The 26,651-nt window shown below is 58.5% G+C and carries 16 protein-coding genes; 7 read left to right on the top strand and 9 right to left on the bottom strand.

Annotated elements, in window-relative coordinates; genetic code table 11:
- Positions 1 to 2: 2 nt before the first annotated feature.
- The 4 genes from VGG64_24275 to VGG64_24260 all read right to left on the bottom strand — a co-directional run bounded on the left by VGG64_24275 (position 3) and on the right by VGG64_24260 (position 5,843).
- Positions 3 to 1,130 carry a prenyltransferase/squalene oxidase repeat-containing protein gene (locus VGG64_24275; protein HEY1602744.1) on the bottom strand — a complete coding sequence of 376 codons (1,128 nt, stop codon included), beginning with the start codon at positions 1,128 to 1,130 and terminating at the stop codon, positions 3 to 5.
- A gap of 33 nt (positions 1,131 to 1,163) precedes the next feature.
- Positions 1,164 to 2,054 carry an SIMPL domain-containing protein gene (locus VGG64_24270; GenBank protein ID HEY1602743.1) on the bottom strand — a complete coding sequence of 297 codons (891 nt, stop codon included), beginning with the start codon at positions 2,052 to 2,054 and terminating at the stop codon, positions 1,164 to 1,166.
- Between the two features lie 86 nt (positions 2,055 to 2,140).
- Positions 2,141 to 4,231: a PQQ-binding-like beta-propeller repeat protein gene (locus VGG64_24265; GenBank protein ID HEY1602742.1), complete on the bottom strand. Its 2,091-nt coding sequence runs from the start codon at positions 4,229 to 4,231 to the stop codon at positions 2,141 to 2,143.
- Positions 4,232 to 4,547: 316 nt separating this feature from the next.
- Complete coding sequence (locus VGG64_24260; protein HEY1602741.1) at positions 4,548 to 5,843, bottom strand: SGNH/GDSL hydrolase family protein; 1,296 nt, start codon at positions 5,841 to 5,843, stop codon at positions 4,548 to 4,550.
- A gap of 360 nt (positions 5,844 to 6,203) precedes the next feature.
- On the opposite strand from VGG64_24260, the gene VGG64_24255 reads away from it, so the two are divergent.
- The gene (locus VGG64_24255; protein ID HEY1602740.1) at positions 6,204 to 7,241 is read left to right on the top strand and encodes a hypothetical protein; all 1,038 of its coding nucleotides are present in this window, start codon (positions 6,204 to 6,206) and stop codon (positions 7,239 to 7,241) included.
- 87 nt (positions 7,242 to 7,328) lie between these two features.
- Here the strand turns inward: VGG64_24255 and VGG64_24250 are convergent, their stop codons facing one another.
- The 3 genes from VGG64_24250 to VGG64_24240 form a co-directional block, all read right to left on the bottom strand.
- Positions 7,329 to 10,646: a multidrug efflux RND transporter permease subunit gene (locus tag VGG64_24250; protein ID HEY1602739.1), complete on the bottom strand. Its 3,318-nt coding sequence runs from the start codon at positions 10,644 to 10,646 to the stop codon at positions 7,329 to 7,331.
- Between the two features lie 73 nt (positions 10,647 to 10,719).
- Positions 10,720 to 14,034, bottom strand: coding sequence for a multidrug efflux RND transporter permease subunit (locus VGG64_24245; GenBank protein HEY1602738.1), 3,315 nt, complete (start codon positions 14,032 to 14,034; stop codon positions 10,720 to 10,722).
- A gap of 94 nt (positions 14,035 to 14,128) precedes the next feature.
- Positions 14,129 to 15,376: an efflux RND transporter periplasmic adaptor subunit gene (locus tag VGG64_24240; protein ID HEY1602737.1), complete on the bottom strand. Its 1,248-nt coding sequence runs from the start codon at positions 15,374 to 15,376 to the stop codon at positions 14,129 to 14,131.
- A gap of 339 nt (positions 15,377 to 15,715) precedes the next feature.
- Here VGG64_24240 and VGG64_24235 point away from each other — a divergent pair, with 339 nt between their 5' ends.
- Positions 15,716 to 16,363, top strand: a complete 648-nt coding sequence (locus tag VGG64_24235) for a TetR/AcrR family transcriptional regulator (protein ID HEY1602736.1) — start codon at positions 15,716 to 15,718, stop codon at positions 16,361 to 16,363.
- A 76-nt stretch (positions 16,364 to 16,439) separates the two neighbouring features.
- Here the strand turns inward: VGG64_24235 and VGG64_24230 are convergent, their stop codons facing one another.
- Positions 16,440 to 17,288, bottom strand: coding sequence for a PEP-CTERM sorting domain-containing protein (locus VGG64_24230; GenBank protein ID HEY1602735.1), 849 nt, complete (start codon positions 17,286 to 17,288; stop codon positions 16,440 to 16,442).
- Between the two features lie 980 nt (positions 17,289 to 18,268).
- Between VGG64_24230 and VGG64_24225 the strand changes: the two genes are divergently transcribed.
- Positions 18,269 to 19,627 (top strand): DUF2092 domain-containing protein, encoded by a 1,359-nt coding sequence (locus tag VGG64_24225; GenBank protein ID HEY1602734.1) that lies wholly within the window; start codon positions 18,269 to 18,271, stop codon positions 19,625 to 19,627.
- A 184-nt stretch (positions 19,628 to 19,811) separates the two neighbouring features.
- On the opposite strand, the gene VGG64_24220 is transcribed toward VGG64_24225, so the two are convergent.
- Positions 19,812 to 21,287, bottom strand: coding sequence for a HEAT repeat domain-containing protein (locus VGG64_24220; protein HEY1602733.1), 1,476 nt, complete (start codon positions 21,285 to 21,287; stop codon positions 19,812 to 19,814).
- 321 nt (positions 21,288 to 21,608) lie between these two features.
- Here VGG64_24220 and VGG64_24215 point away from each other — a divergent pair, with 321 nt between their 5' ends.
- The 4 genes from VGG64_24215 to yegS form a co-directional block, all read left to right on the top strand.
- Positions 21,609 to 23,096, top strand: a complete 1,488-nt coding sequence (locus VGG64_24215) for an amidohydrolase (GenBank protein ID HEY1602732.1) — start codon at positions 21,609 to 21,611, stop codon at positions 23,094 to 23,096.
- A gap of 133 nt (positions 23,097 to 23,229) precedes the next feature.
- Complete coding sequence (locus tag VGG64_24210; GenBank protein ID HEY1602731.1) at positions 23,230 to 24,609, top strand: NAD(P)-binding domain-containing protein; 1,380 nt, start codon at positions 23,230 to 23,232, stop codon at positions 24,607 to 24,609.
- A 50-nt stretch (positions 24,610 to 24,659) separates the two neighbouring features.
- Positions 24,660 to 25,817, top strand: coding sequence for a hypothetical protein (locus tag VGG64_24205; protein ID HEY1602730.1), 1,158 nt, complete (start codon positions 24,660 to 24,662; stop codon positions 25,815 to 25,817).
- On the top strand, positions 25,814 to 26,651 hold an 838-nt coding region (yegS, locus tag VGG64_24200), incomplete at its 3' end, for a lipid kinase YegS (protein ID HEY1602729.1). The genes VGG64_24205 and yegS, both read left to right, overlap by 4 nt.

Genomic DNA, 26,651 nt, shown 5'->3' with positions numbered 1-26,651 from the left:
GTTCAACGTTGGAAGACAGGCAAATATTTGTAAGGTAGCTGGAGAATGATCACTGCGATGGACGTTCCGTACGATTTGCCGATGAAATCTCCTGGCCAGGAACCATCACCTTTGTCCTGCTTCTTCAAGAGCTCGTCGCGCATGCCGGGGAAGTACTCGTCCCAGTACTGGTCCCCCGCCATGTAGAAGCCTTGCGAGGCGTACAGCTGGCAATAGAAATCGTGGCCGCCCCCTTTGCTCCAACCGTTGGTCGCCTTGAAGTTCTGCCAGACGTATTCCAGGCAACGCTCGGCCACAGGGGCGTCGTACTCGCCGGCGTTGTAAAGTGTGGCGACAGCCGCGGCCGAGATGGCCAAACGGGGCCCGCCGCCACTGCTGAGCGAGTAGCAAATTCCCCCCTCGGGCGTGCTGCACCGCTCGATGTAATGCACGGCCTGTTCTATCGTGCCCCGTGGGACGCTGAAGCCAGCATTGTGCGCAGCGCGAAGTCCTTGCACCTGAGTCACCGTGACGGAACCTTCATCGCCGGCACCCGGGATGTAGGTCCAGCCCCCGGCGCCGCTTTGTCCCTTGGCCGTTAGCTCGACGGCATTCTGCACGACTTCCTTGATTCGCGCGCGGGTAGACTCCTTCGTCTCCATGCCGTATACGCACGACAGAAACATCATTGCAAAGCCGTGGCCGTGCATTGGTTGACCGGAATCCTGGCCCGGGCCGGTGAGCAATCCCGAGGGCTGGGCACATTTCAGCAGATATTCGATCGTGGCTTGTATTTGCGGTGCGTAGCGACCGCGGGTGGGTGTGTTGCCATGTGCCAGAAAGGCCATACCCGCCAATGAAGAAACGGCCACAGGATAAGCGCGCCCCCCGGCGTCTCCCCAGGCACCGTCACTCCCTTGCGTGGTAGCCAAATGGTCTAGCCCTGCACGAACTGCCTTGATCGTGTCCGCGTTGACATGTTTGGGTAGGACTTCGTCGGCACAAGCCCCTCGACCGCTTGCCAAAACTATTGCCAGGTTGAGCAATGCCACGGTGGCCGGTGTTCGAAGCTGATGCGTTGGGAGGCATCGTGTCAGTACGCGCGCGATCAAGCGGGCAAATCCCCGCGAATCAAAGCGCAGTAATGTCATCGATAAGCCTCCTTACTCGCACGATTGGTCTATTTAGTCGGCGCCGGCCTTGGCTGCGGCCGGGCGAATCCCGAAACGAACCAGCAACTTCACGCGAAACGGAATCTCGGTCAGCGAATCCGAAGTGATCCGCGATGCTTTCTCATTATTGTCGGACGGTCCGTCGTAATACCAAGGGTTGAACTGCCGCGAAGAGTTGTTGTTGTCCCCCGATACAAAAACTTCTTGGACGTTGACGATGTCCCCCAGTTCGACGCCAAACAGCTTGGCCTGCCGTGTGGCGCGCGTGCGCGCATCCTCGGCAGCTTTGGCATAGGCCTTCTCGCGAATCTCGGCGATGTCGTTAAGAACGAACTTCACAATGCCGCCGTGCTGCATGCGACCGTTCCAACGGGCCATAGCGGCTTCCTCTTGCGATGGCCCCACCGTGGCACCGGAATCTTGCGCGACGTCCAAGATCTTTCCAATGGTTTCAGTCATCTCTTCCGGGGTGAGAGTGTCGATACCCTTGAGACGCACCGTCAGCGTACTGGCCAACTCGATCTGCGTTTTCGATGCCGTATTGGCCATGCCGCGCCACATCATCTGCATCATTTCGGCGGCATTACCAGGCGTGATCGACAGACCTTCCTCTTCGATTTCGATGTTCTCGATCTTCAGACCCGTGAAGGCCGACAGGGTTCGTTTCTTGGCGTCGCGATATTTGACAATGGCGTCGCCGGTCAATTCCGCCTTGGCCGCCGAACGGAGTTGCACTTCAATCATGTTGGGTTTGGCCCGCACTTCGCCGCTTCCCGATACGGTGATTCCACGTGTGTGCTCGGCGGAGTCCGTGTCCGATATCGTTTGCCCATGAACCCACTGCGTGTAGGGAGCTAACAGCAGCAGCGCAGCAAATAAAAATAATGCAGCCAACCGTCTCATTGAGGAACCTCGCGGGTGTCTACCGGCCAGAAGCGTAGCCTTCGTAGTTGTTACAGGGCGCGTGTCAATCCGAGAGCGAAAGTGCATCACTGTCCTGCCGCTCCCGCGGGAGCGGCCGCGCGCTCACCCGACAACGCATAAGCAGTGACGGCCAGGTTCGAAACGCTAACCAGCGTCGAGCCCTCGATCCGCAGCGTTCCGCCGAGCGAGTCCAGGTCGCTACCGCGATGTCGTTTGATGACGTCACCGGTCAGTTTGTCGATCTCGAAGATGCCACGAGGCGTGAACTGATACAGGCGACCAGCGGTCATGATGGGGCGCGTGTAGTCGGTCGCGATGGGAACCTTCGTGGCCCACAGAAGCTTTTGCGTCTTGCGATCGATAGCGATGATTTCGTCGCCGCCGAGATACAACCGATCTTCGTCCCCGCCGATCAGAATGGCCGGCGTGCCGACAGCACGCTTGAATGCCACCGACGGACCAGAGAGCTGCACGGCGCAGAGCCGCGAGGATCGCATTCCTTTAACGAACAGCATGTCATCGGAAATGATGGGTGGCCCGGCCGTTAGCAACGGTCTTGGCTCGCCCCACCAATAGTCGGTGCTGGGTGGATCCGCATCGTAGTTGAAGCCCCACAAGGTCGCACCGCTCTTGGTGTCGATCAAAAGCAGCGAGCCGATGTGGGTGTCGATGTACAGTCGTTCTCCCTGCAGTACCAAAGCCGGCTTGCTCGCGCGTTGGTTGTAGAGTTGCGATTCGTCGGCTTGATAGGTTCCGCAATGCGTGGACCACAGCAACTTGCCGTCGGATGCCTGGATGGCCAAAACATGTAGATCACGATTCTTGCCGGCTTGCAGGGCCGAAACGTAGACCCTGTCGCCCGACGCAGTGGGCGAACCCCAAATGTGCCAAGTTTTCAACGTCTCGACTTTGTCGGAGGACCACACCTCCTTGCCGGTCGCAGTCTCGCGGCAGCTCAGCAGAAAAGGTTGATTCTGCTCGTTCATCTTGGCCGGATCACGGGCGACGAAAAAGACTCGATCCGCGGCCGTGCAGATGCCAAAGTGCTCGGGAAGCAACCGGTGGTTCTGCCGCATTTTCTGCACGACGTCGTGAAACTTCGCCGTTCGCCAGACTAACTTGCCGGTTTTCAGGTCCAATGCGAATCCATACCCCACGTAATTTACATAGACGCGCGCGCCGTCGGTCGCAGTGGGAGGAACCAGGTCAGTCGGAATCATCGAGCCGTTCCACATCCAGCCGTTGTTGGCTTCTGCCAACTGCTTGGCACTGGCCGGCGAGAGAATCTGGAAACGCCACAGCGCATGGCCATCGGCCGCAAAGCTCAGATCTGCCGAGCTGATATCCTGTTGGTCTTGCTTCGCGCCTGACGGTCCGGCTAATACCGCGGTTAAATGGGCCAGCGCGTTGACCTCGCGGCCACCTAGTAGCACCGTGTCTTGGGCATATCGCTCGCGCAATTGCCGGGCAATGCCGCGTGCCTCGTCCGTGCGACCAGCCCGGATCAGCGCGATGCCTGCTTTCGTAAGTAGTTGCGCCCGCGAGAGCGAACTTTCCGGGCGGTAGCGCAACACAGACAGCCAGCGGTCTGCGGCCTGTTCGACATCGCCACGCTCGAACTCGAGATCGCCAAGTCGATCGGCCGCAACGTCAGTCACCGACGACAGGAAGTACTGCTCGACCAGGTCGGCTAGTTGGCTGGCTTCGTCCTTACCCTGCGCAGCGTCGAGAAGCTTCTTGGCTTCTGGATCATTGAATATTCGGTAGGCGTCCTTGCCCGCCTGCGGCAAGCTGGCCAACAGCTGGCGGGTATACATGCGGCTCGGAATGTAAAAGTCGTCGTCGCGAGGAACTAGCGCGTTGGGATTCGACGCCTTAGCTTTTTCAAGTGCCTTGAAGGCCCGTTCCCAGGTGCCGCGTTGCCGATGGCGGTCGAAGTCCTGCCAAGCCTCGGTATTGTCGGTTGACTGAGCGATGAGTCGAAACGGGCGTTTCGACTCGTCTTTGTCCGAAGCGGCGATCGTGGTGCCCGGTGGCGCGACGACCCAATTGACCGCAGAGTTTACCCAACGCGGACAAAGGCACACAGCTACTGCGGCAGTCGCAGCGCAGAGAATCACCCGCCCGATGGATCTCTTCCGTTCCCGAAGCGACATCGAATGGCGCTCTTAGGGTGCCCGAGGACAATGCCGAAAACTACGCCACGTGAATCCCGGTCATTGTTCGGCTCAATTAGAAATGAGGCGGAGGCGAATCGCAAGGAAAAAATGGCGAGCAAATCCAACAACATATTGGGCCCGCTAAGGCGGGCGGCTCGGCGCACGCGGGATTCGGACGCTCGTTCACCGGCATCGTTCTGCTCCCCTGTCGCAATAGCAGGGGCGTGTCAACCGACGTTGATTCTCGGGCGAGATTGCGGTCGCCGACCGTCGGTGCAGGCGTTATTGCGACCTACTGATCATGCTTCTGCCGCTAGCGACGTGCCATCGAGGCACCTGGTAGCCGTGCCGCCACGATATCGGCGACAATACCGTGTCCCACGGCATTCCAGTGCCCATCGGCTGGGATCAGCAATTGATCAATCCCACCGGATTTCTTGGCGGCCAGCATTTCAGGCAGCAGGTCGATCACGTCGATGCCTAGCGAATCCGCGCAGTAAAAGAAAGTCTGCCGGAGAGCCCGCTCCTCCATGGCCATCGCCGCGTTGCCCCCCTCGTCGAGTTCAGCGACTCCGGGCACATAAGCCACTAGAAATCGCACTTGGTGGCGATCGCAATCTTGTTTCCACTTTTCCAAAAAGTGACGGGTCACCACGATTTGCGGCGGTGAATCGTCGGGCGATACTGCACTGTCAGCGGCGGCAGGCGAGAGGTCGGCTTCCGATTCGGTGCTCGCGATTGGGGGGGCGGATGCAGCGGTGGTATCGCCCAAAACTGCAGTCGTAGAGGCGGGGACCTGCGGAATTGCAGCCGCTAGGGCATGTTGGGCTTCGGCCTTTTTTGCATACTCGACTTCGGCCGCAGCGGCGAGTACCACGGCTTGCTCGTGGGCGCGACGAAGCCGACGATCGAGCTGCCACCGGTTTACGACATACGATAGGCAGTTGAACAGGTATGACGATTCCTGCAGCATCCTCTGCCAGCCGCCGCGCAATGGTGAGTCAGCCGGCAGCGTGACAACCTTGCCATCTTGGATCGTTGCTCGGCGTGCACCCTCGACGTTGTCGGTGAAATCGTTGCCGAAAAAGGTGAGTAACACAACATCGCCCGGAGTGAGAGAATCGCGGCATTCCGCTGAAAACAGCTCGTATTGTGCCACGGTGCCTGTGCCGTTAATGCCGAGGTTCTCGACGTGCCAATCGGGTAATTTGCGACTGAGCTGATCGGTGAATACCTCACCCTGAGATACCCCCCATCCCCACACGAACGAGTCGCCAAAAACGAACAGGCGATGGGCCGTCGATGGCTCTGGGTTCTCATGCTCCTGCTGACGAAAACCCCGCTCGTTATGCACCACCAGGGTGTCGAATTGCGGTGTTTTGAATCGCGCGCTGAAATCGCGCTTGCCGCGATGCCCAGTGATCTGGTCCGCCTCGTGAAAACTGCCCATCGCGTTCAAATAGGCCGGACTGTAGCCGACCAGTCGCAGCCCGGCTTCGGCGAGGAGCAGGGTCACACAAACCGCCATCACGACCGCCATGAGTCGCAACACTACGAGCCGTCGCCGTGTTGCCTGGAACTTCGCTTTCGAGGGCACATTTGCGTCCATGCAAACTCGCAGGTCTGAGTCGACGAGAGCGACCGAAGTCCGCCGGTCGTAAGCCAGGGTAACCTACTAAACCCTCGTATCCGAGGCAATCCGAGCCTGTTCTAAGCGGGCTCGCGGCAACGGTCGGCCATTGTCCGCAGGCGTTCCACCCGGTGCGAGCGTCACAATCGTATCCGCTCGGCCGGCTCCTAACGGAGAGGTAATCCCGGCGGGCCGCTTTGGCTCAAGTCCTCAACCGCTGAATGATACGGTTTTAGTGAACACTAGGATGCTGAAAACCCTGGTAGGAGCACTTTGTCACTGAACGACAGTTGTCGGAACACACTGATTCACACCATACGTGAAATGAGGAGCGCAACCATGATTCGCCGGCTCATCGCAGTTTGCTTAGTATGCCTGGTCGCGACCTATCTAGCACCGACCCAGGTTCTGGCCCACGGCGGTGGTGGCGGCGGGGGCGGAGGTGGTAGCGGCGGCGGTGGACATGGCGGAGGAGGCAAGGGGGGCGGCCACAGTGGTGGTGGTGGCCTTCATGTAGGTAGCCACATGAATGGCGGAGGCAAAGGGAGCGGGGGACACCACCATCATCACCACTCTCACCACGATCAACACGACAAAGGCAAAGTCGGGCAGGATCGCCACGCTTTAGCCGCGGCTAAAAGTAAAACCGGAGCGGATCGCGCGGCGCTTGGCAAAGACTTTAGCGCGGTGCGCAAGGATTTGGCTAGCGGCAATACCGCCCAGCTAAAGCAGGACATGTCTAAGCTCCGCACCGACGGGCAGAACTACCGGGGCGATCGACGTCAGGAAGGTCGCGACGAGCACAACCTCCGCCACGATGAGCGAAATCTCAACGCTGCCCGCAGCGGAGGGAACTCGCCCTGGCAGAGAATGTTTCGCGACGGCATGAGCCGCCAGGGCCTGAATGGCACCGGCAGCGTTGGCCAGAGCACTGCCGGAAAGGGTAGTACCAGCCAGCTCGGGCAGGCGAATTCGGCTGTCAAGGCCGACCGTAGCACTGTGGCGTCTGATCGCCGCCAGGTTGGCACCGACATGCGCAATATGAATACAGCGCGCAATAATGTCCGCAGCGACGAGCGCACATTGCATCGGGACGAGAGCTCCGGGGCAAGTGCCAGCAAGATTGCACAGGATAAATCTCAGCTGGGCGCGGATAAGCAAACCTATCAAGCCGATCGTTCGCAAACCAAGGCCGACGAGCACAGTCTCCACAACGCCGACCGTAATCTCGAAGCAGCGCGGCGCACCCAAAGGGCTGACGAGCACGCGGCCTGGCAAAACTGGTGGAATCGACAATCTACCGGCACTGGAACCACGGCCGGGGGCGTCACATCAGGTTCGACGCCGACGACGACCGCGGGCACGCCAGCGTCTTGACGACTAGGGCGTTTCATGGGATTCGGGGCCGACACCAGGGATGTCCACCGCCGGCAGGCGGGACGACCCTGGTCGGTCTCGATCATTTTATGCGGACCTGTTGCGCTCGCGCCAGTCCGATACGCCTTGGATGACGTAAAAGAAGACCGGCGTCAGGAAGATGCCAAAGATCGTCACGCCGAGCATGCCGGCGAACACCGCAGTGCCTAGCGTGCGACGCATTTCGGCCCCAGCTCCTTCGCTCAAAACCAGTGGCACGACGCCGAAGATGAAGGCAAACGAGGTCATAATGATCGGCCGCAATCGCAGGCGGCAGGCGGCCAGAGTCGCCTGATATCGGTCGACCCCGGCCACTTGTCTGGCGCGGGCAAACTCGACGATCAGAATGGCGTTCTTGCACGCCAGACCCACCAAAACGACGAAGCCAATCTGCGTGAAGATGTTGATGTCCATATGGGCCACGATCACGCCGACGACCGAGCACAGTAAGCACATGGGCACCACCAGAATTACGGCAAGTGGCAAGGACCAGCTTTCGTACTGCGCCGCCAACACCAAAAATACGAGCACCACGGCCAATATGAAGGCGAACATGGCCGTGTTACCGACCCGTCGCTGCAAAAAGGCCAGTTCCGTCCATTCGGCCCGCATTGAGGGACCTAGATTCTTTTCGGCAAGTTCTTGTAGCTGATTGATGGCCTCGCCCGAGCTAGTTCCAGGGGCTGCATCGGCATTGATGAAGGACGACGAATACAAGTTGTAGCGCACGAGCATAACGGGTCCGCTGACTTCGTTGACCTTGGTGAAGGCCGAGAATGGGACCATCTGCCCTTGCTTGCCTGGCACGTAAAGGCGTTTGAGATCGTCGGGCTGCATTCGATAGCGGGCATCGGCCTGCACGTTGACCTGCCAGGTGCGGCCAAAGCGATTGAAATCGTTCACGTACAGTGACCCGAAGTTGACTTGCAGCGTGTTGAACACATCGGACATCGAGATGTCCATCGCCTTGACGGCGGCGCGGTCAATGTCGAGATAAAGCCACGTCGTGTTGGCGCGCACGCTTGTAAAGAGGTCGCGTAGGCCAGCAGAATCGTTCCCCTGCTTGACGATTTCGCCGCTGACGGCTTCGAGCGCGGTAATGCCGGTATCGCTGCGATCTTCAATGACGATTTTGAATCCACCCGCCGTGCCGAGCCCATCAATGGGCGGGGCACCCAGGATGTTGATCTCTCCATCGCGGACTTGTTCTTCGAAAAGTTCCTTGAGCTGCCCGGCGATCACATCGGCAGTAAGTCCGTTCACGGCACGATCGTGAAATTCGTCGAGCATCACGTACATCGATCCGAAGTTGGGGGCATTGGCGCCCAACAACAGCGATTGCCCGGCGATCGCAACCGTGTGGCTGACACCGGGCCGTGCGTCGGCGATGGACTCGATCGATTTCATCACCGCCTGCGTTCGTTCGAGCGACGCCGAGTCGGGTAAACGCACGTTGACGATCAAGTAGCCTTTGTCATGCGAGGGGATGAAGCCAGTAGGCGTTTCGGTGAACACTTTGAACGTCAGGGCGGTCAAACCCGCGTAGAGTACCAGGACGATAACGCTGACACGCAATAGAAAGCTCACACTGGCCACGTACCCGCCAGTCAGCAAATTGAACCCATAGTTGAAGACGCGGAACACCCAGAGAAGTGCCGCGTTGATCAGGCCGCTGGTGAACCAGATTACGATCGTCCCGATTGCGCCGCCGATCCAGGGCCAGGGCGAGCCGAGCCCCAGCGGCAAGTCTGCCAGCGGCGTGGCGATCCATTCTTCCAAATACGGAGCCAGCAATCGCACGCCGCCCCAGGCTCCGGCAATGGCCAACCCGAGGCGCGGTAATGCCTCGCCATGACCGGACGATCGCGGCCGTAACAACAGCACCGCGAGTGCCGGGCTAAGCGTCAATGAATTAAACGCTGATATGATCGTCGAAATCGCGATCGTTACGGCGAACTGCCTGAAGAATTGGCCAATCACGCCAGAAATAAAGGCGCAAGGAATGAAAACGGCCGTGAGCACTAAACCCACGGCGATAACGGGGCCAGCGACATCTTGCATCGCTTGCACGGCCGCGTCACGCGGCGCAAGACCCTCTTCGATATGATGCTCGATCGCTTCCACCACCACGATGGCATCATCGACGACGATGCCCACGGCCAGCACCAGGCCGAATAACGTGAGGGTATTCAGGCTGAATCCCGCGGCTACCATTGCGGCAAATGTGCCGATAATTGCCACCGGCACGGCTACGAGCGGAATGATCGCGGCCCGCCATCCTTGTAGAAAGACCAGTACCACGATCGCCACCAGGATCACGGCATCGCGCAGTGCACCGAAAACCTCGTTGACCGACTCGCGTATGAACGGAGTCGTATCGTAAACGATGGCGTAGTCGACTCCTTCAGGAAAGCGAGCCTTGAGCTCGTCCATTTTCGCGCGCACCATCTCAGCTGTGTCGAGTGCGTTGGATCCGGGACGCTGATAGATCGATAGCGCCACAGAGGGCTGCGTGTCCAACGTGCAGACCTGATCATACGCCAAGGCGCCCAGCTCGGTCTTGGCGACATCGCGCAGCCGGATAATGCGACGTTCGGTGTCGGCCCGCAGAATCATGTCGCCGAATTGCAGCTCCTCGGCCAACCGACCGAGGGTGGTCATGGTGTACTGAAAGACCTGGCCCGTCGGCGCTGGTGGTTGCCCTATCTGCCCTGCGGCAACTTGCGTGTTTTGCTGTTCAATGGCGCGAACCACGTCGGCCGAGCTGATACCGCGCATCGCCATCTGCTGCGGGTCGAGCCAGATGCGCATGCTGTAGTCACGCTGGCCGAGGAACGAAATGGCCCCCACGCCTGACACACGCGACAACTCGTCGCGCAATTGGATGGTGGCATAGTTGCTCAGATACAAATTATCGCGGCTGCCGTCCGGGGAAAACAAATTGACGATCATCAATACGCTGGGCGACTTCTTTTTGACAGTCACGCCGCGTCGCTTAACCAGGTCTGGCAGAATCGGCTCGGCCAGTGAGACGCGATTTTGCACCATGACTTGGGCCAGGTTCAGGTCAGTACCGGGCTCAAAGGTGACCGTTAGCACGTAGTTGCCATCGTTGGTGCATTGCGACGAGAGATACATCATGCTCTCGACGCCGTTCACTTGCTGCTCGATGGGGGCTGCTACTGTGTCAGCCACGACCTGCGCATTGGCGCCAGGGTAGGTCGTCGATACCTCGACCGTAGGCGGAGTGATCTCGGGATATTGGGTCACCGGCAGCGCAAAAATGGCGATCGCTCCGGCGAGCGTGATAACCACGGACAGCACTGTGGCGAAAATTGGCCGATCGATAAAGAAGCGGGAGAACATGTGTTGCCAGCGTCAAGTAGTCAGTTAACGGGTGGGTAGTGCTCAGTTGGCTCTAATTTGTCTAATGGGCTTCCTAGCTATCGGGCGTGCTCGACGAAGTCTCCTTGCGAGCGAGTTCTGCTTCGCTCTCCGGCTCTATGTCTGGCTTGACGCGCCTGATCGCCCCGACGCCTCGCCGCGCTACAAGCCACCATCCATGTGGTTGCAGTATCGCCAATACGCCGGCGCCGAGCCGCGCCAGTGGCCCTTGCGTGAACACGTGCAGGTGAGCCAGCCGATCGATGACCGAGAAAAACACGGGCGTCAGCAAGACGCCAAAAAAAGTTACTCCCAACATCCCGGCAAATACGGCAGTGCCGAGGGCACGCCGCATTTCGGCACCGGCACCGGTGGCCACGACTAGCGGCAAAACCCCCAAAATGAACGCAAAGGAAGTCATCAAGATCGGGCGCAATCTTAGCCGGCAGGCTTGCAGTACGGCCTCGCGAACAGCGGCTCCCTCTTCACGCCGGTATTTTGCGAATTCCACGATTAGGATCGCGTTCTTACATGCCAAACCGATCAACACGACGAATCCGACCTGCGTAAAAATATTAATGTCCATCTTGCCGATGGCCACGCCGGCGATGGAGCACAACACGCACATCGGCACCACCAGAATGACGGCCAAGGGCATCGACCAACTCTCGTACAGCGCGGCGAGTACCAAAAACACGAAGATTACCGAGAAGGCAAAAACGATCATGCCCGTATTGCCGGACAACTGCTCCAAGTAAGCTAGCTCGGTCCACTCGACAGACATGGACTGCGGCAGCTCGTGACGCGCCACGGTTTCCAGCGCGTCGATCGCTTGTCCAGTGCTAAAACCTGGTGCCGCGTTACCGTTGATGCCGGCAGCCGGATACATGTTGTATCGCGTCAGCACTAACGGCCCGCCGACAGGCGAGACAGTCGCCAGCGTGCCGAGAGGCACCATATCACCCGCCGCGTTGCGCACACGCAATCGTTTGACATCTTCGACCTGGTCGCGGAACCTCGAATCCGCCTGGACTATTACCTGCCAGGTGCGGCCGAAGCGGTTGAAATCGTTGATGTACCGCGAGCCTAAATACGATTGCAGCGTGTCGAACAACTCGCCCAGGCTGATCCCCTGCGTCAGGCAGGCTTTGCGATCGACGTCGACGTACAACTGCGGAGAATCGGTTTTATAAACCGTGAACAGACCGGTCAAACCTTGGGTTTCGTTTCCTTTTTTCACCAGGTTGTCGGTCTGACGCTGCAACTCGACCAATCCCAGATCGCCACGATCCTCGACCATCAGCTTGAATCCGCCGGCACGCCCCAAACCAGAAACCGCCGGCGGCGGAAAGATATTCACTAGCGCGTCAGGCACTTCTGCCGCGATTTGCTTGCGCAAGGACGCCAAAATGGCATCGGCCGAAAGGTCGGGCGTCCTCCGTTCGTCGAAGTCGTCGAGAATGATAAACATCGAACCAAAGCTCGAGCCATACGCGCTCAGCATGAACGAGTTGCCGGCTACCGAATTCACGTTCTTGACGCCTGGCGTCTCCATGACGATCTGTTCGATCAGCGCCATTTCGTTGCTTGTACGCTCGGCGCTTGTGGCATCCGGCATTTGCACGCTGGCGACGAGATAGCCCTTGTCCTGCGAGGGGATGAACCCGCTCGGCAACTGATGAAAACCCCAGTAGGTGAGCCACAGCAAAACGCCGTAGACTCCTAGCACTAGTATGGGAACCCGCAGCAGTTTTCCGACGACGCTGATGTACGCGGAAGTGGATGTGCGAACGCCCAGGTTAAATAGGCGAAAGAACCAGCCGAGCACAAAATCCACAATCCGCGTCAGCCAATCCTGCTTGCCGTGTCGCGGGCGAAGCAAGACGGCCGCGAGTGCCGGGCTGAGGGTCAGCGAATTGATTGTGGAAATGACGGTAGATATCGCGATCGTCAGAGCAAATTGCCGGAAGAATTGTCCGACGATGCCCGAGATAAAGGCGCAAGGCACGAAGACGGCCGTCAGCACCAGACCGACGGCAATGATCGGCCCTGCGACCTCGTCCATGGCGCGAATGGCCGCATCGCGGGGGGACAATCCCTGTTCTATGTGATATTCGACTGCTTCGACGACGACGATAGCGTCATCGACGACGATGCCGATGGCGAGCACCAGCCCAAACAATGTGAGGTTGTTCAAGCTGAAGCCGACAACGGCCATGGCGGCGAATGTTCCCACGATCGCCACAGGCACGGCGACCAAAGGAATGATCGAGGCGCGCCATCCTTGCAGGAATACCAGTACCACAAGCGCCACGAGCACCACGGCATCGCGCAGAGATTTAAAGACCTCGCCCACCGATTCGCGGATGTAGGGGGTCGTATCGTAGCCGATTTCGTAAACTACCCCGTCCGGAAAATCATGCGATAGTTCAACCATCTTGGCCTTCACGCGATCGGCCGTGTCCAAGGCGTTAGCGTCGGGCAGCTGGAATACCGCCAAGCCCACGGTCGGTTTGCCATCGAACCGATTGCTGATGTCAGAGCTGCGCGCGCCGAGTTCGACGCGCCCCACGTCGCGAACGCGCACTGAGCGGCGTTCCTCGGTGAACTTAACGACGATATTCTCGAATTCTTCCGGGGTAATGAGACGTCCGCGCACGGCCAACGGCATCTGCTTGAGTTGTCCGGAAATCGCCGGCGGTTGACCGATTTGGCCGAGCGCGACGTGCATGTTTTGCTCGCGCACGGCGTTCACGACGTCCGAAACTTCGAGGTTGCGCGAGGCCAGCTTATCGGGGTCGAGCCAAATGCGCATGCTGTAATCGCGCTGACCAAAGACCAGTACCTCGCTGATTCCTGAAAGGCGAGACAATTCGTCTCGAATGCGCATCAGGGCATAATTGCTCAAATACAGTTGGTCGTAACGCCGGTCGGGAGAATTGATGCTGACCGTCATCAGGATGTCGGGCGATCTCTTACGCGTCGTGACACCGGTTTGACGCACGACCTCGGGCAACAACGGCATGGCCAGGCTGACGCGATTTTGTACCAGCACCTGGGCCAGGTTCAGATCAATGCCCGGTTTGAACGTGACGGTCAGCGTATACGAGCCGTCGTTGGTGCTCTGCGAAGACATATAGAGCATGTCTTCGACGCCATTGACTTGTTGCTCGATGGGCGAGGCCACGGTCTGTGCCACGACCTGGGCGCTGGCGCCTGGATAGTTGCAATCCACCTGTACCGTGGGGGGCGTGACCGGCGGAAACTGCGCGAGGGGCAGCGTATAAACGGCGACCCCGCCGGCCAGCGTGATGACGATCGACAGCACCGAGGCAAATATCGGCCGATCGATGAAGAATCGTGAAAACACGCTCGGACGCTCACTTGTTACAGGACATCGTTACGCCGCCCTCGCAACGACAATCGTGCTACGCTCGGCTGCGTCGTCATCCACAACGCGGCGTCTAACGGGCTCCGGGAGAAGGCCCGGTCGACGGCCCTTTCGCCTCGGTAACCGTGGGAGCTGAGGTGTCAATGGCGGCCGTCGCTGTTGATTCACTTTGTTGGGGCCGAGGGTCGACTTCCAGATCCTTGCGCAGCCGCTGCAGGCCTGTGACGGCGACACGATCGGTCGCCGCCAGTCCTTCAGTAATCACACGTCGACCGTTCAGCAACATGCCGGCGATCACGCGGCGGTAGGCCACCCGATTATTATCGCCGATCACATAGACGAATCGCTGCCCTTGGTCCGTCGCTAGGGCCTCTTCGGGTATCAATAGCGCAGGATGCGGATCGCCGACAGGAAAACGAATGCGCACAAACAAGCCGGGAGACAGCAGTCGTTGCGGATTGCGAATTACGGCCCGCAACCGCAGGGTGCCAGTGCTGGGATCGATTTGGTTATCAACGAAATCCACCGCGCCTGAGAGATTGAATTCGGCTTCGTCGGCTAGTGCTACCTGGACCGTGACTTGGGATTCGCGCGTCGACCTGATCCGACCTTCGCGCACCAAACGCCGCAGGCGCAGCACCGTGCGCTCGTCGATGTCGAAGTAAGCATAAATCGGGTCCATCGAAACGATGGTAGTGAGCACTGTTTGATCGGCACGAACCAAATTGCCGGGGTCGACCATGCGGCGGCTAATCCGGCCATCAATCGGCGAAGTGACACGCGTGTAGCTGAGATTCAGGTCGGCCAACTGCTGGGCGGCGATCAGCCCCTTGAGCGTGGCCTTGGCTTCGGCATGGTCAAATGTGTATTGGTCGAATTCCTCTTGGGACTTGACCCGATTTTCGATCAAGGGAGTGGCTCGCGCCACTTGACGATTGAGCCTCTCGATCCGCGACTCGTACTGATTCACGTTGGCAGCAGCCTGATTGGCTTCGGCCTGAAACCAGCGTGGGTCGATATGAAACAACATGTCCCCAGTTTTGACTTCGGCACCGTCTTCAAACAAAACCTTGTCGAGATACCCGCTAACCCGGGCATGAATTTGGACCGTCTTGACTGCGGCAGTGCGGCCCGTGAACTCCTCGTACTCCGAGATGGTTTCCTCGACCGGGTTTGTGTACAAAACCTGCTGGGCTTTAGCGGCCGGCAGAGGGGCCGCCTTGCGATTGCAGCCGCCAATCGCGGACAAGCCGACCGTGAGTACGAGCAAGCCTGCAAAAGGAACAACCGACGGGCGAAATAACCCAACTTGGGAAGGCAAAGCGACATTCCTGGCAGAGGGTCGCGACATTTGAATGCTTTACGAGGGGGGCAGGATTCGGCAGGGAAGACGGTTCGTTCTGGGTGACTGACTAGTCAGTCACCCAGCTTCTTGGTAGATTATAGACGGCTACCAAGGCTGTGCAATACGAGGGTGAGGACAAATAACCGCATCCGCTGGTTCAAGGTTGTCCAAAGGCTGACGCGAACGTTGCCCGGGGGAAGGCTGAAGCGTCAAGTAAGGAATCATTTCCGAGCGGGTTGTGTCGGAAGCCACTCTTTTGAGGTAATCCAAGCCGCCGCAAGGCGGTCGGATGTAACTGTTTCTTAAGAGCCTTTAATGTCGAATCCGCAGGCGTCAACGCCATCATCTGAAGCTTGTACAAGCGATCGTCGCGAGGAGCGACGTCAGGCCATCATCGAAGCCGCGGCGCGACTATTTGCGGAACTCGGCTACAGTGCCTGCGAAATGGAACGCGTGGCCGCCGAGTTAGGGATCGCGAAGGGTACGCTGTACCTTTATTTCCCCAGCAAGGAAGCGCTCTTCTATAGCTGCGTCGATAACGGCATGCGCCAGATGCAAGCGGCCGTCGGCGAGGCTGCCGACGAGGCCGGCGATGCAATAGACCGCATTTCCAGGGGCATCCGCGCTTATTTACAGTTTTTTGAAGATCATCCCGAGCACGTGGAGCTGTTGATTCAGGAGCGGGCCAACTTCAAAAGTCGCAGCCGCCCCACGTACTTTGAATATCGGGAAGCGAATCGGCAGAAGTGGCGCTCGGTTCACGAAGGATTGATCGATGCCGGGCGCTATCGCGACGATATTCCCGTGGAGCGCATTATGGACGCCATCGGCAATCTGCTCTACGGCACGATGTTTACCAACCACTTCATCGGCCGGTCGGTATCGCTTACAGAGCAATATCAATCGCTGCTCGAGATCTTGATGCGCGGATTGCTGAGCGAGCGCGAGCGGGAAACGAAGTAACCACTCGCCGCGCCCTACGAGGGCGCTACGCGCAATCGCACGTTTATCGCTTCGCCCGCATTGCGAACAACGCCGCTCACACCGACGCGGTTTTCACAGCGCGCCGGCGGCGGGTTGTCCAACATGCTCCGAAAGCGCCGAGCAATGCCAACGCTACCGACGATGGCTCTGGCACCTGGGTGGTGTTAATTGACAAGAAGGAATTGTCGCAGGAGGGGGCCCAACTGATGTTCTGGATCGTATTGGTGCCGAAGAAGCTGAGCGGTATCGACAATTCGATGACCGCGTGCTGCGAAGTTTCTGTGTTGCGCGTATAGATAAAGTTCGAGTTTCCGACGAACGTGGCACCGGGAATCTGCATCTGCTGAAAGAAGGTGAAATACGGATTGAACCATACCGAGCCCGCGGTTTGTGCCGCGGGAGTCGAATGGAATGCCGTGGTGAATCCTTCGTTCATCGTATAGCTCGCGCCAGGAGCCCCCGTGGTAATGGCGCTGCCGGCGCCACCACCAATGCCGCCGCCCACCTCGACACCGTAGACTCCGCCCGAAGTGTCGATCTTGATGTCGCCCGGAGCATAGTTGGTAAAGCCGTTGTCAGGTCGTTGTCCGGTCGAGATGGCGATAAAGAGATTGCCGCCCTGCACAGCCGCAGCCAAGCATTCGGCGTCGAATTTTTGGCCACCCGAATACACGTCCAAGGGGGCGTTTATGCCGCCATTGTCGTTGTGGTCATGAACGTCAATCCCTAATAGGTCGAGTCCGGGTGCCGGCACAAACGTGCTGTGGTTGTTGTCGGCGACGTGAAAACCCCAATCGGCAAGATTGCCGTCCACAGTGAGGGTCACCGCCCCGGCATGATCGCCCGATAGTCCCAAGGCACACGTAGCGACGAGACAAAGACCCACGAATTTCAATAGTTGCATTGCATAGGCTCCCAACTTCTCTGACTCCTCTTCACGTAATGCGAACACTGGCCTCAAAGCTCCGACGGCGTCGTATTTATCGATTGAAATTGCCTTGAAACTCATCGCCGAAGTTCGTCACGACAGACCGGCGTGCAATCCTGAGATCGCCCGTCAGCTACCTTCAGTCGTCAGATCGTGGCGGCGTGATATCCGCCATCGAGCGACGAATTTGGTGCGCGTCTCGGGTGTTCCAAGGCTATGGGATAGCCGCGAGAGTGTTTGAATCAGGGGCTACCGAAGCCCTGAGTACCGCGCACAGGACTTCGCGCGACACTACCTGAATAGCGATTCTCGAAAGACCCACAGACCAGGGAACACTGCCGGTCCCTCAGCAAGGGATGCGGCCATTCCGATCGTTAGACGAACATGTGGGCAGAATGAGTTCGCTAGCTTTCCCCTGGCACTGGCATGAAAGGCGGCGTGCGTGTAGACCTCAAGCCGCTTGGCCCGCGTACGCCCCAAGTATAACGAGGAATGGATTCCACCGCTAGAAAAAAGTAGCCCGATTTATCCGGTTTTCAGTAGACGACATGCTAGCGATTGCAGGGAAATGCAGTCTCAAACATCGATCTGGCTTACGTCCTGATCGACTGTGGCAAGAGAAATGAGGCTACTAGCTTATCGACATCCCCCCGAAGGGACTATTTCGGCGAACACAAACAACGTGGTGCTCCTTAACCGTTGCGGATGGTTTGCGGGCGCCGCCAGGAATGCCAGTGTTCGGGCGCGTGAAAGGCACCCCGTTGGCGTCGACACGACGCGTGGAGAGATGGCCTATATAATTCGGACGCGAGTTTGGCAGCTCGCGGGCGATCGCCTATTAACCGGACATTGCCCATCGTATTTGTGCCGCCGATCTTTGCCGACGGGCGAACTACGGGCCGGTTGTCGCAGTCGTCCGCGATCAAGAGTCGTTCACCTTTCCAGGAGTCCAGACAATGCGGTCTTCGTTGCGACTTAATGCGATTATTGCCGTTGCCGCGCTGCTCGCGGTTGCGACTGCCGCCCCGTGCCGTGCTGCAAACGATAAGCCCGGGGCGTCCGCAGCGATCGAGCCGCAGGCTCGCCAAGTGCTTGAGCACATGGGGACGTATCTGGCTGGATTGAAAAGCTTCAGCGTAACGACCGACATTAAGCTCGAGGTGTCGCAGGGCGCCGACACAAAATCGTTTGTGATCGTTCAAAAGCTGCAGGCCGAACGCCCCAACAAACTGACATTTATTCTAAAGTCCGATGCGTCCAATGGTGAGTTGGTGTGTGACGGCGTCAACTTGTCGATTTTCATCCAGGGGCTAGGCAAATATTTGGAGGAGAAGTCGCCTGAGACGTGGGAGAAGATCTTTCAAAATCCACTCGCCGCGGCCGTCATCAGTCCTGGCAACGCCAAGCTTGTCACGTTGTCGCTCTTATCGCACGAGTCTGCGACGCTGTTGCTGTCGACCGCCGAGTCGGCGAAGTACGGTGGAGAAGTGATGCTCGACGGCGTGAAGTGCCACCTGATCGAGGTCATGAGCAATGAAGTTGACTGGAAGTTATGGGTCGACGTAGGCGACAAGCCCCTGCCACGACAGTTTGTACCTGATCTGACAAAAACGTTTGCCAAAATGGCCGCTGGCGCGCGAGGCGGCAACGCAGCGCTTGCCAATGTAAAAGTAACCGACACCGTGACGTACAAGGATTGGGTTGAGAATCCTAAGTTCGGGGAGGATGCGTTTGTTTTCAATGTCCCCGCAGGAGCAGTTAAGGCGGAATCCTTGGCTGATATGATCGGTGGTCGCGAAAGCGGCCCCCATCCCCTCTTGGCCAAAGCGGCGCCGGCGATCAAGCTCGATCTACTTGGCGGTGGCACGCTCGATCTGGCGGCGCTCAAGGGCAAGAACGTCGTGATCCTTGACTTCTGGGCAACCTGGTGCGGACCGTGCCAAAAGGCCATGCCAATCATCGAGAAGGTTGCTCGTGAGTACAAGGACAAAGGCGTCCTGCTTTACGCCGTCAATATTCAAGAAACGCCCGAAGAAGTTAAGTCGTTCGTCGACGAATCAGGCCTGCACGTTCCCATCGCGCTCGACAAAGAAGGAACCGTGGCCAGGGCTTATCTGGCCAACTCAATTCCACAGACAGTGATCGTCGGCAAAGACGGCATTGTGCAAGTCGTACACGTAGGTCTTTCGCCCGCTTTAGAGGACGAGCTGAAGAATGAACTCGACGCGCTGGTGGCTGGCAAAGACCTGGCAGCCGGAGACAACCCGCGCAATTCACCGACAGCCGCCGCCGCGGCGGACAAAGCGAAAGAATAGAGCACCGCCAAACAGTTGCGTCTCTTGATTCCCCGACGCCGACGATCAAGCGCGCGCTTGCGTGAACATTGCATCCGGTGGTGTAGTACGAAACGGCGCGCGAGGGCCAATTTTGGGCCGGAGCCCGGAATCAGGTGCTAGCGACTAATTGCAACCGCGGGTGCGTTGCACCATCGACCACTGGTTACGGTGACTCGATCTTGGCCAGTGCCTCGCGGGCTGCTTGTGCGTCAGAACCACGCGGCTTGAGAGCGATTTTTTCTAGCTTCGCGCGGCTTTTCGATGTGCCGATTGCGGCCAATACGCGGCAAGCGTCACTCCGCACCCCTTCGTCGGGGTTGTCCAAAAAGGGCAAAACATACGGCTCGGCCACGGAACCCATCTGTTCGAGCGATTTTCGAGCATCGCCACGCGATGTAACAAAGAGCAACGCCACAGCCTCGGCACCGCGTTTGTCCTTGAGCTGTCCCAGGGCTTCCATCGCACGCGCACGAATGAACACATTGTCCTGCTCCACCACTAACTTGACCAGTCCCGGAACGTTTAGCTCAGTGCCCCAGGTTTTTAGCGCTTCGGCGGCCGCCTGCTTGATGCCATCGTCGCGATCAGCGAGCAGCGGATTCAGTGCGCGAGCAATTTGTTCCTGGTGCTCATCGGGCTGTTTCTTCTTGGTTAGCTTTTGCACAGCGTCGCGACGCGACTTAGCGTTCTTGAGCGCCGCGACGATCTCTCGTACTTCGTCGTCCGAGAATGGCTGGGCAGATTCCTCGTCTGCCTGGGCCCGTTCCTCAGCTAATTTCGCCAGTCGTTCCTTGCCTTCTTCCGCTGATCGGGCCAACTCCTCTTCATCCAACAGGCGATACTGCATCACAACGGGAACTTTGATGGCAATGTTGTCCTGGTTGAACATGTTCACGAACTTGATTTCGGCCTTGGCCATGACGCCGCGCTTCTGATCAAACACCAACTCGCCAACCCCCTCTTGTTCTCGCGAGGCGGCTCCGTCGGTTTCGTCGGCCGTTTTTAAATGCGATTGCTTGAGAATCGTCACCATGCCGCCGGCGGTTCCCTTCACCCGGTAAGTCATGCTCTCGCCGCCAGGGCGCTGGGTGGCGGGAGCCTCTTCCGCACCTGATCGGCTGAGCCGACGGGGGAACTGGTTTGCAGGTGTTTTCTTTTTTTCGACTACGGTCAACCCATAATTCACTTGCCACTGTCGTTCGCGCTTCTCAGGCAACGGTTCGATAACCAACAATGCCAGATCGCCCAATAACAACGGCATAGCGGTGGTGCCCGAGAGCTTGAGGATCTTTCCGTGCTGGTCGATCGTCACTTCATGGTCGGCAAACCGCGGCATCGCGTAGTGCGATCCCGGCAGGTGATGCGGAGGGCGATGCGCGAGCCCACGCGACGAGCCGCGGGGCATGGCGGCACGCTCTTGGGGCTTCATTACCTCATGCTGCTGAAGACTCCCTTTGTGCAATAGAACGAACTGGCCGTTTTCGGCGGAACGCACGCGGTACGTGCTAAATCCCTTGTACGTAAGTTTGCGATCCGGCAGTTCGGCATCGACCGAAACTTCGTACTGGTAATCCTGGTTCGGCTGCCACGCGTAGCGGAGATCAAGTTTGGCGGCGGCCTTTTTGTCCGCAGCGGGCACCTTGCCCTCGGTCGGTACGCACTGACAACGGCCCAGTTGCGGACATCCGCACGATAACAGTGCGCAAAGCAAAAATGTTCGCCCGATTCCGACATGCGATTGCGCAGGATTCATCGTAGTGGCCCCGTGATTTCCCATTCACTGCCCAACGGCGAATTACCGATTTGATGTGAGCCCGTAGTTTCGGTATTTTGCCCTGCGGGACTCGGGCGGGCAAACAGTTTGCGGTCACTTTTTTGGGAGTATGTTTGTTGGGGCAAGACATTTGCGAAGTCGGCGCCCCCATGTGGCGGCACCCGCGTGGCTGTGTACACTAATGCAATGATTTGCCTCACTTCTTGCTGCACGCTCTCGCGGTACAGGATTCTCCTTTTTTTGGCCGTCGGCCTGATGTGTGGCACACCGGCCAAGACGTGCCGTGCGGACAAGTCTGCTCTGGCCGCCGCCATCGAATCACGGGCCGAACCGACCTGGCACGCGGCCTCGAAGATTTGGGAGTGGGCAGAGCCCGGTTACCAGGAAGTGAAATCGGCCCAGTTGCTGGCCGACATGCTTGAGGGACAAGGCTTCAAGGTCGAACGTGGAGTCGCGGGCATTCCCACTGCGTTTACTGCCACGGCTGGCCGCGGCAAACCCGTAATCGGAATTTTAGGCGAATATGACGCGTTACCCGGCCTGGCGCAAGAAGCCGTGCCGGAACAAAAACCCCGCGCCGGTGACGGTTACGGCCAGGCGTGCGGTCATCACCTATTCGGCGCTGCGTCGACTGCTGCCGCGATCGCCATCGCCGAGCAACTGGGCAAAGACAAATTGCCGGGCACAGTGCGATTTTACGGTTGTCCGGCCGAGGAAGGGGGGGCGGCGAAAGTGTTCATGGCGCGCGAGGGATTATTCAGTGATTGCGACGTTGTACTGCACTGGCATCCTGGCAGCCGAAACGCCGCAGGCGATGCAACCTGCCTGGCGAGGATCGCAGCCAAATTTCGCTTTCATGGCACGAGCGCACACGCGGCTGCTTCTCCCGAGCAGGGGCGTTCGGCACTCGACGCGGTTGAGTTGACTAATTATGCCGCCGAGTTGCTGCGCGAGCATACGCCTGATCTGACCCGCATTCACCATGTGATCACTTCCGGCGGCGGGGCGCCAAACGTCGTGCCCGATTTTGCCGAGGTGTACTACTATGTACGCCATCCGCAGGCCGAGGTGGCCAAGGCCGTCTACACCCGGCTGCTCAAATGCGCCGAGGCGGGCGCGCTTGCCACAGAAACCAAATTGGAAGTGGAGTATCTAGGGGGCACCAATGAACTCGTTCCGAACGATGCGCTTTCGCGCGTCACGCTGGCCAATTTACGCGAGCTGAATGACTTGAAATTCACGCCCGAGGAAGAGCGTTTCGCCGCGCGCATTGCCTCGACCTTGGCCAAGCCTGTCGGGCTCGATGAGCTGCGCGATGTGCTCGACAACAAGGGGGGCCAAAACAAGGGCTCGACCGATGTGGGAGACGTCTCGTGGGTCGTACCTACCACAGGTTTTTCGACCGTTTGCTGGGTGCCTGGCACCCCGGGACATAGTTGGCAGGCCACGGCCGCTGGCGGCACGACTATCGGTCGCAAGGGAATGCTGCTGGCCGCCAAGGTGCTGGCAGCGACGGCGTATGACCTTTATATCCGGCCCGAGACCATCGCGGCCGCCAAAGACGAACACGCCCGTCGCGTGGGAAGGGAAGGATATCGATCACTGCTCGTCACGGGGCAGAAGCCACCGCTCGACTACCGCCGGGCGCCGATTGCGCAAAAAAGTGCGGAGTAACAATCCGTCCGCACTGCGCAGGCTGGCCAGGCTTACGGCGTGTGGTTGAAATGCCCCTTGTTGAGAGGGCGAGATATCTCCCCCGCATCATGAACGCTGATGCGGCGACTGAATTCGATAGGTGACAAGTCACATGAGCAAACTGCCCGTCTCGTGCATAATTGGCGCGGGTTCTAGTGGCCTGACCACCGCCAAGGCGCTCAAAGAGCGTGGGCTGCCCTTCGACTGCTTCGAACTCAGCGATGATATTGGCGGCAATTGGTATTACAACAATCCTAACAAACGCAGCAGTGCCTACCGCTTGCTGCACATCGACTCGTCGAAGTCACGGATGCAGTATTCAGATTTTCCCATGCCCGCGGAGTATCCCAACTACTGCCATCACACGCAGGTGTTGGAGTACTTTCGCAGCTATGCCCGGTATTTCGGCCTGCGCGAACTGGTGACGTTCAATACGGGGGTAGATCACGCGCAACGGCAGTCCAATGGCACATGGCGCGTGCGTCTGTCGACCGGCGAGGAACGCGTATACGACGCATTGCTGGTCGGCAACGGGCATCATTGGAACCCGCGCTGGCCGGAGCCGCCGTTTCCTGGCACGTTTGATGGCCTGGAGATGCACTCGCACGACTATCGTGACGCGGAACGATTCCGCGGCAAAAACGTGCTCATCCTGGGGATGGGCAACAGCGCTATGGATATTTCCGTCGAGTGCAGCTACGTAGCCAACAAAGTGTTTCTAGCATCGCGGCGCGGCGCGCACATCATTCCCAAGTATTTGCTAGGACGTCCGGCTGATCAGTGGGTGATGCCGGGAATTCCGTGGTGGATTGCGCGAATATTCCTCGCTCCCATGCTGCGCTTGCAAGTTGGCCGTATGGAAGACTATGGACTGCAAAAACCTGACCACCGGCTCATGGAGGCCCATCCTAGCGTATCCTCGGTAATTCTCGATCGCATCGCGCATGGTGACGTCGTGCCGAAGCCTAATATTGCCGAGTTGGCCGGCGACCATGTGCGTTTCGCCGACGGCAGCACGGAACAGATTGACGCAATCGTTTACTGCACGGGCTACAAGGTCTCGTTTCCTTTTTTCGACGAAGATTTCCTGGCCGCGCCGGACAATAATCTGCCGCTGTATTTGCGCATGTTCAAGCCGGGAATCGACAATTTGTTCTTCATCGGGCTGTTACAGCCACTAGGCGCAATTTTTCCGGCAGCCGAACGACAGGCGTGTCTGGCAGCCGAGTACCTTTGCGGCCGCTATGCGCTACCGAGCGAGGCGAAGATGCGGGCGACCACCGCGGCCGAGCACGCCGCGATGTTGCGCCGATTTGTGAAATCGAAGAGACACACCATGGAGGTCGATTTCGACGCGTTCATGGCCCAGTTGAATCGCGAAAGTCGCGTCGGCGCGCGCCGCGCCGCCGCAACGGGAAATCGGTTGCCGGTGCCGCCGCGGGCAGGCCGTACGCCGTTACTCGCGTCGGAGTCTGGCAGCGACAAGACGTAGCCGATGCGGGATATACGGCCGACATTTCGGAGAGGCAACCAAAGAAGATGATGGCCACGGTCGACAACCACACCGAGAAGACGCACAAAAGACTTCGCTGGCCAATCTATAGCCTGCGAACACTTTTTTTCGTTGTGACGTTGCTGTGCATGTCGATGGCTTGGTTGGCGGTTGTCGCCAACCGCGCACGCCAGCAAGGACGGGCCGTCGCGAAGGTGGGCGAACTCGGAGGATACCTATATTTTGACTATGGTCGCGAGGCCGACGGAAGCCGTATGCAGGTCGATAACTTCGAACTGCGTGACGCGAATAACGATGTAGGCGTCATTCGCAAACTCTGGGCTCCCAAATGGCTGCGATCAGCGTTGGGCGAAGAGTTATTTCGCTCCGTCAATACGGTCAACCTTGGCCGCCGGTCACCTCAGCCTGATGATCTGCGCTTGCTACGAGACCTGCCGGGAGTGAAAGGAGTCTTTCTATTTAAGAATCCATCTGTCACCGACGAGAGTCTGGGCTTTGTGGCAGACCTGACCAGCCTGGAAGGCCTCGATTTCAGCGAAACAGAGGTTACGGATGCCGGTTTGATCCATGTCGCCAGGCTCCGCGGCTTGAACCAACTGTGGATGTTCATGACCGCGGTCACGGACGACGGCACAGTAAATCTGGAGGGTTTGAAATCCCTCGAATTGCTCGACATTCGCTGGACGGCGATCGGCGATCGCGCACTGCAGCACTTTGCGGGATTGCGATCCCTCAAGGAACTTTTTCTCGGCGGGACAAAAGTAACTGACGATGGACTGAAATATCTCGCCGAATTGACCGATCTAGAGCAGCTTGACCTGAGCGATACACACGTCCGTGGGCCAGGATTGCGTGATCTTTCACACCTTTCCAAACTGAAGGGGCTATATCTCGACGGCACATTGATCGACGACCAATCGCTTACATTTGCGCAGGAATTGCCTGCACTTACGCATTTGGCCCTCGCAAAAACAAAATTTACGGACGAAGGGCTCGCGCCAATCTCAAAGATCAAATCCTTGGAGTGGCTTTCTCTGGGCGAGACTGCAATTACGGATGCAGGTCTCGAGCATCTCGCAGGTTTACTATCGCTTACGGAACTGTGGCTGCGGGGAACCAAAATCACAGACGCTGGCGTCGCCCAATTGCAAAAAGCGCTCCCTCGTTGCAAGATCACCTCAAAATGATCAATGCGAGCAACGCTCCCTCTCGTACGATACAGATCATAGCCAACGGCAAAGTAGCCTGTGACGAGCGGTTGCGCGCCGCAGTGCGCACCGTTCGTGACCGTGGCAACCAGGTGCAGATGAGCGTCACCTGGGAAAGTGGCGACGCAGCACGATTTGCCGCCGCGACCGCTCGGGCCGATTGTGACGCGATCGTGGCGGCGGGGGGTGACGGCACCATTAACGAGGTCGTTAGCGGCGTGCTCGATGCCTCTGCATCGGTCCGCCCGGCCGTCGGCGTCTTGCCGATGGGGACGGCCAATGATTTTGCCCACGGTTGTCATTTACCGATCGACGATCTGACGCAGGCGCTTCTTACGGTGGCCGAAGGCAGATCCACGCCGATCGATGCCGGTCGTGTAAATGGTCGCACATTCATCAACGTAGCCACCGGCGGATTTGGCACCCAGGTTACCGCCGAAACACCACCGGAAGTTAAGCGCCTGCTTGGCCATGTGGCCTATTTGATTGCCGGGGTTGCATCGATCGGCAAGTTGCAAGCACGAAGCATTAACGTTACTGCCCCTGATTTTGCCTGGCAGGGAAACACGTACGTTTTCGCGGTCGGTAATGGACGGCAGGCCGGCGGGGGCTTTCAGTTGTGTGAGCAGGCGCTGCTCGACGATGGACTGTTGGACCTGATGATTGTTCCCGACGTGCCGTACGACCAGGTGCTATCTCTCTTGCGCGACCTGCTCAGTCCGCCGCCGCACAAACAGTTCGAACGCGTGATCTACCGCCAAGTGCCGTGGGTGAAGATCGCAGCCGAAGGAGGATTGTATATGAACCTCGACG

The organism is Pirellulales bacterium, from assembly GCA_036490175.1.
Classification (GTDB): Bacteria; Planctomycetota; Planctomycetia; order Pirellulales; family JACPPG01; genus JACPPG01.
The sequence above is the reverse complement of the archived record's forward strand: the minus strand, read 5'-3'. Positions and strand labels throughout refer to the sequence as shown.

Coding starts and splice junctions, on each gene's coding strand:
- VGG64_24205 (HEY1602730.1), top strand. CDS start 24,660: ATGGCCACGGTCGACAACCACACCGAGAAGACGCACAAAAGACTTCGC.
- VGG64_24255 (HEY1602740.1), top strand. CDS start 6,204: ATGATTCGCCGGCTCATCGCAGTTTGCTTAGTATGCCTGGTCGCGACC.
- VGG64_24235 (HEY1602736.1), top strand. CDS start 15,716: ATGTCGAATCCGCAGGCGTCAACGCCATCATCTGAAGCTTGTACAAGC.
- VGG64_24265 (HEY1602742.1), bottom strand. CDS start 4,231: ATGTCGCTTCGGGAACGGAAGAGATCCATCGGGCGGGTGATTCTCTGC.
- VGG64_24250 (HEY1602739.1), bottom strand. CDS start 10,646: ATGTTCTCCCGCTTCTTTATCGATCGGCCAATTTTCGCCACAGTGCTG.
- VGG64_24275 (HEY1602744.1), bottom strand. CDS start 1,130: ATGACATTACTGCGCTTTGATTCGCGGGGATTTGCCCGCTTGATCGCG.
- VGG64_24260 (HEY1602741.1), bottom strand. CDS start 5,843: ATGGACGCAAATGTGCCCTCGAAAGCGAAGTTCCAGGCAACACGGCGA.
- VGG64_24230 (HEY1602735.1), bottom strand. CDS start 17,288: ATGCAACTATTGAAATTCGTGGGTCTTTGTCTCGTCGCTACGTGTGCC.
- VGG64_24225 (HEY1602734.1), top strand. CDS start 18,269: ATGCGGTCTTCGTTGCGACTTAATGCGATTATTGCCGTTGCCGCGCTG.
- VGG64_24215 (HEY1602732.1), top strand. CDS start 21,609: ATGATTTGCCTCACTTCTTGCTGCACGCTCTCGCGGTACAGGATTCTC.
- VGG64_24210 (HEY1602731.1), top strand. CDS start 23,230: ATGAGCAAACTGCCCGTCTCGTGCATAATTGGCGCGGGTTCTAGTGGC.
- VGG64_24270 (HEY1602743.1), bottom strand. CDS start 2,054: ATGAGACGGTTGGCTGCATTATTTTTATTTGCTGCGCTGCTGCTGTTA.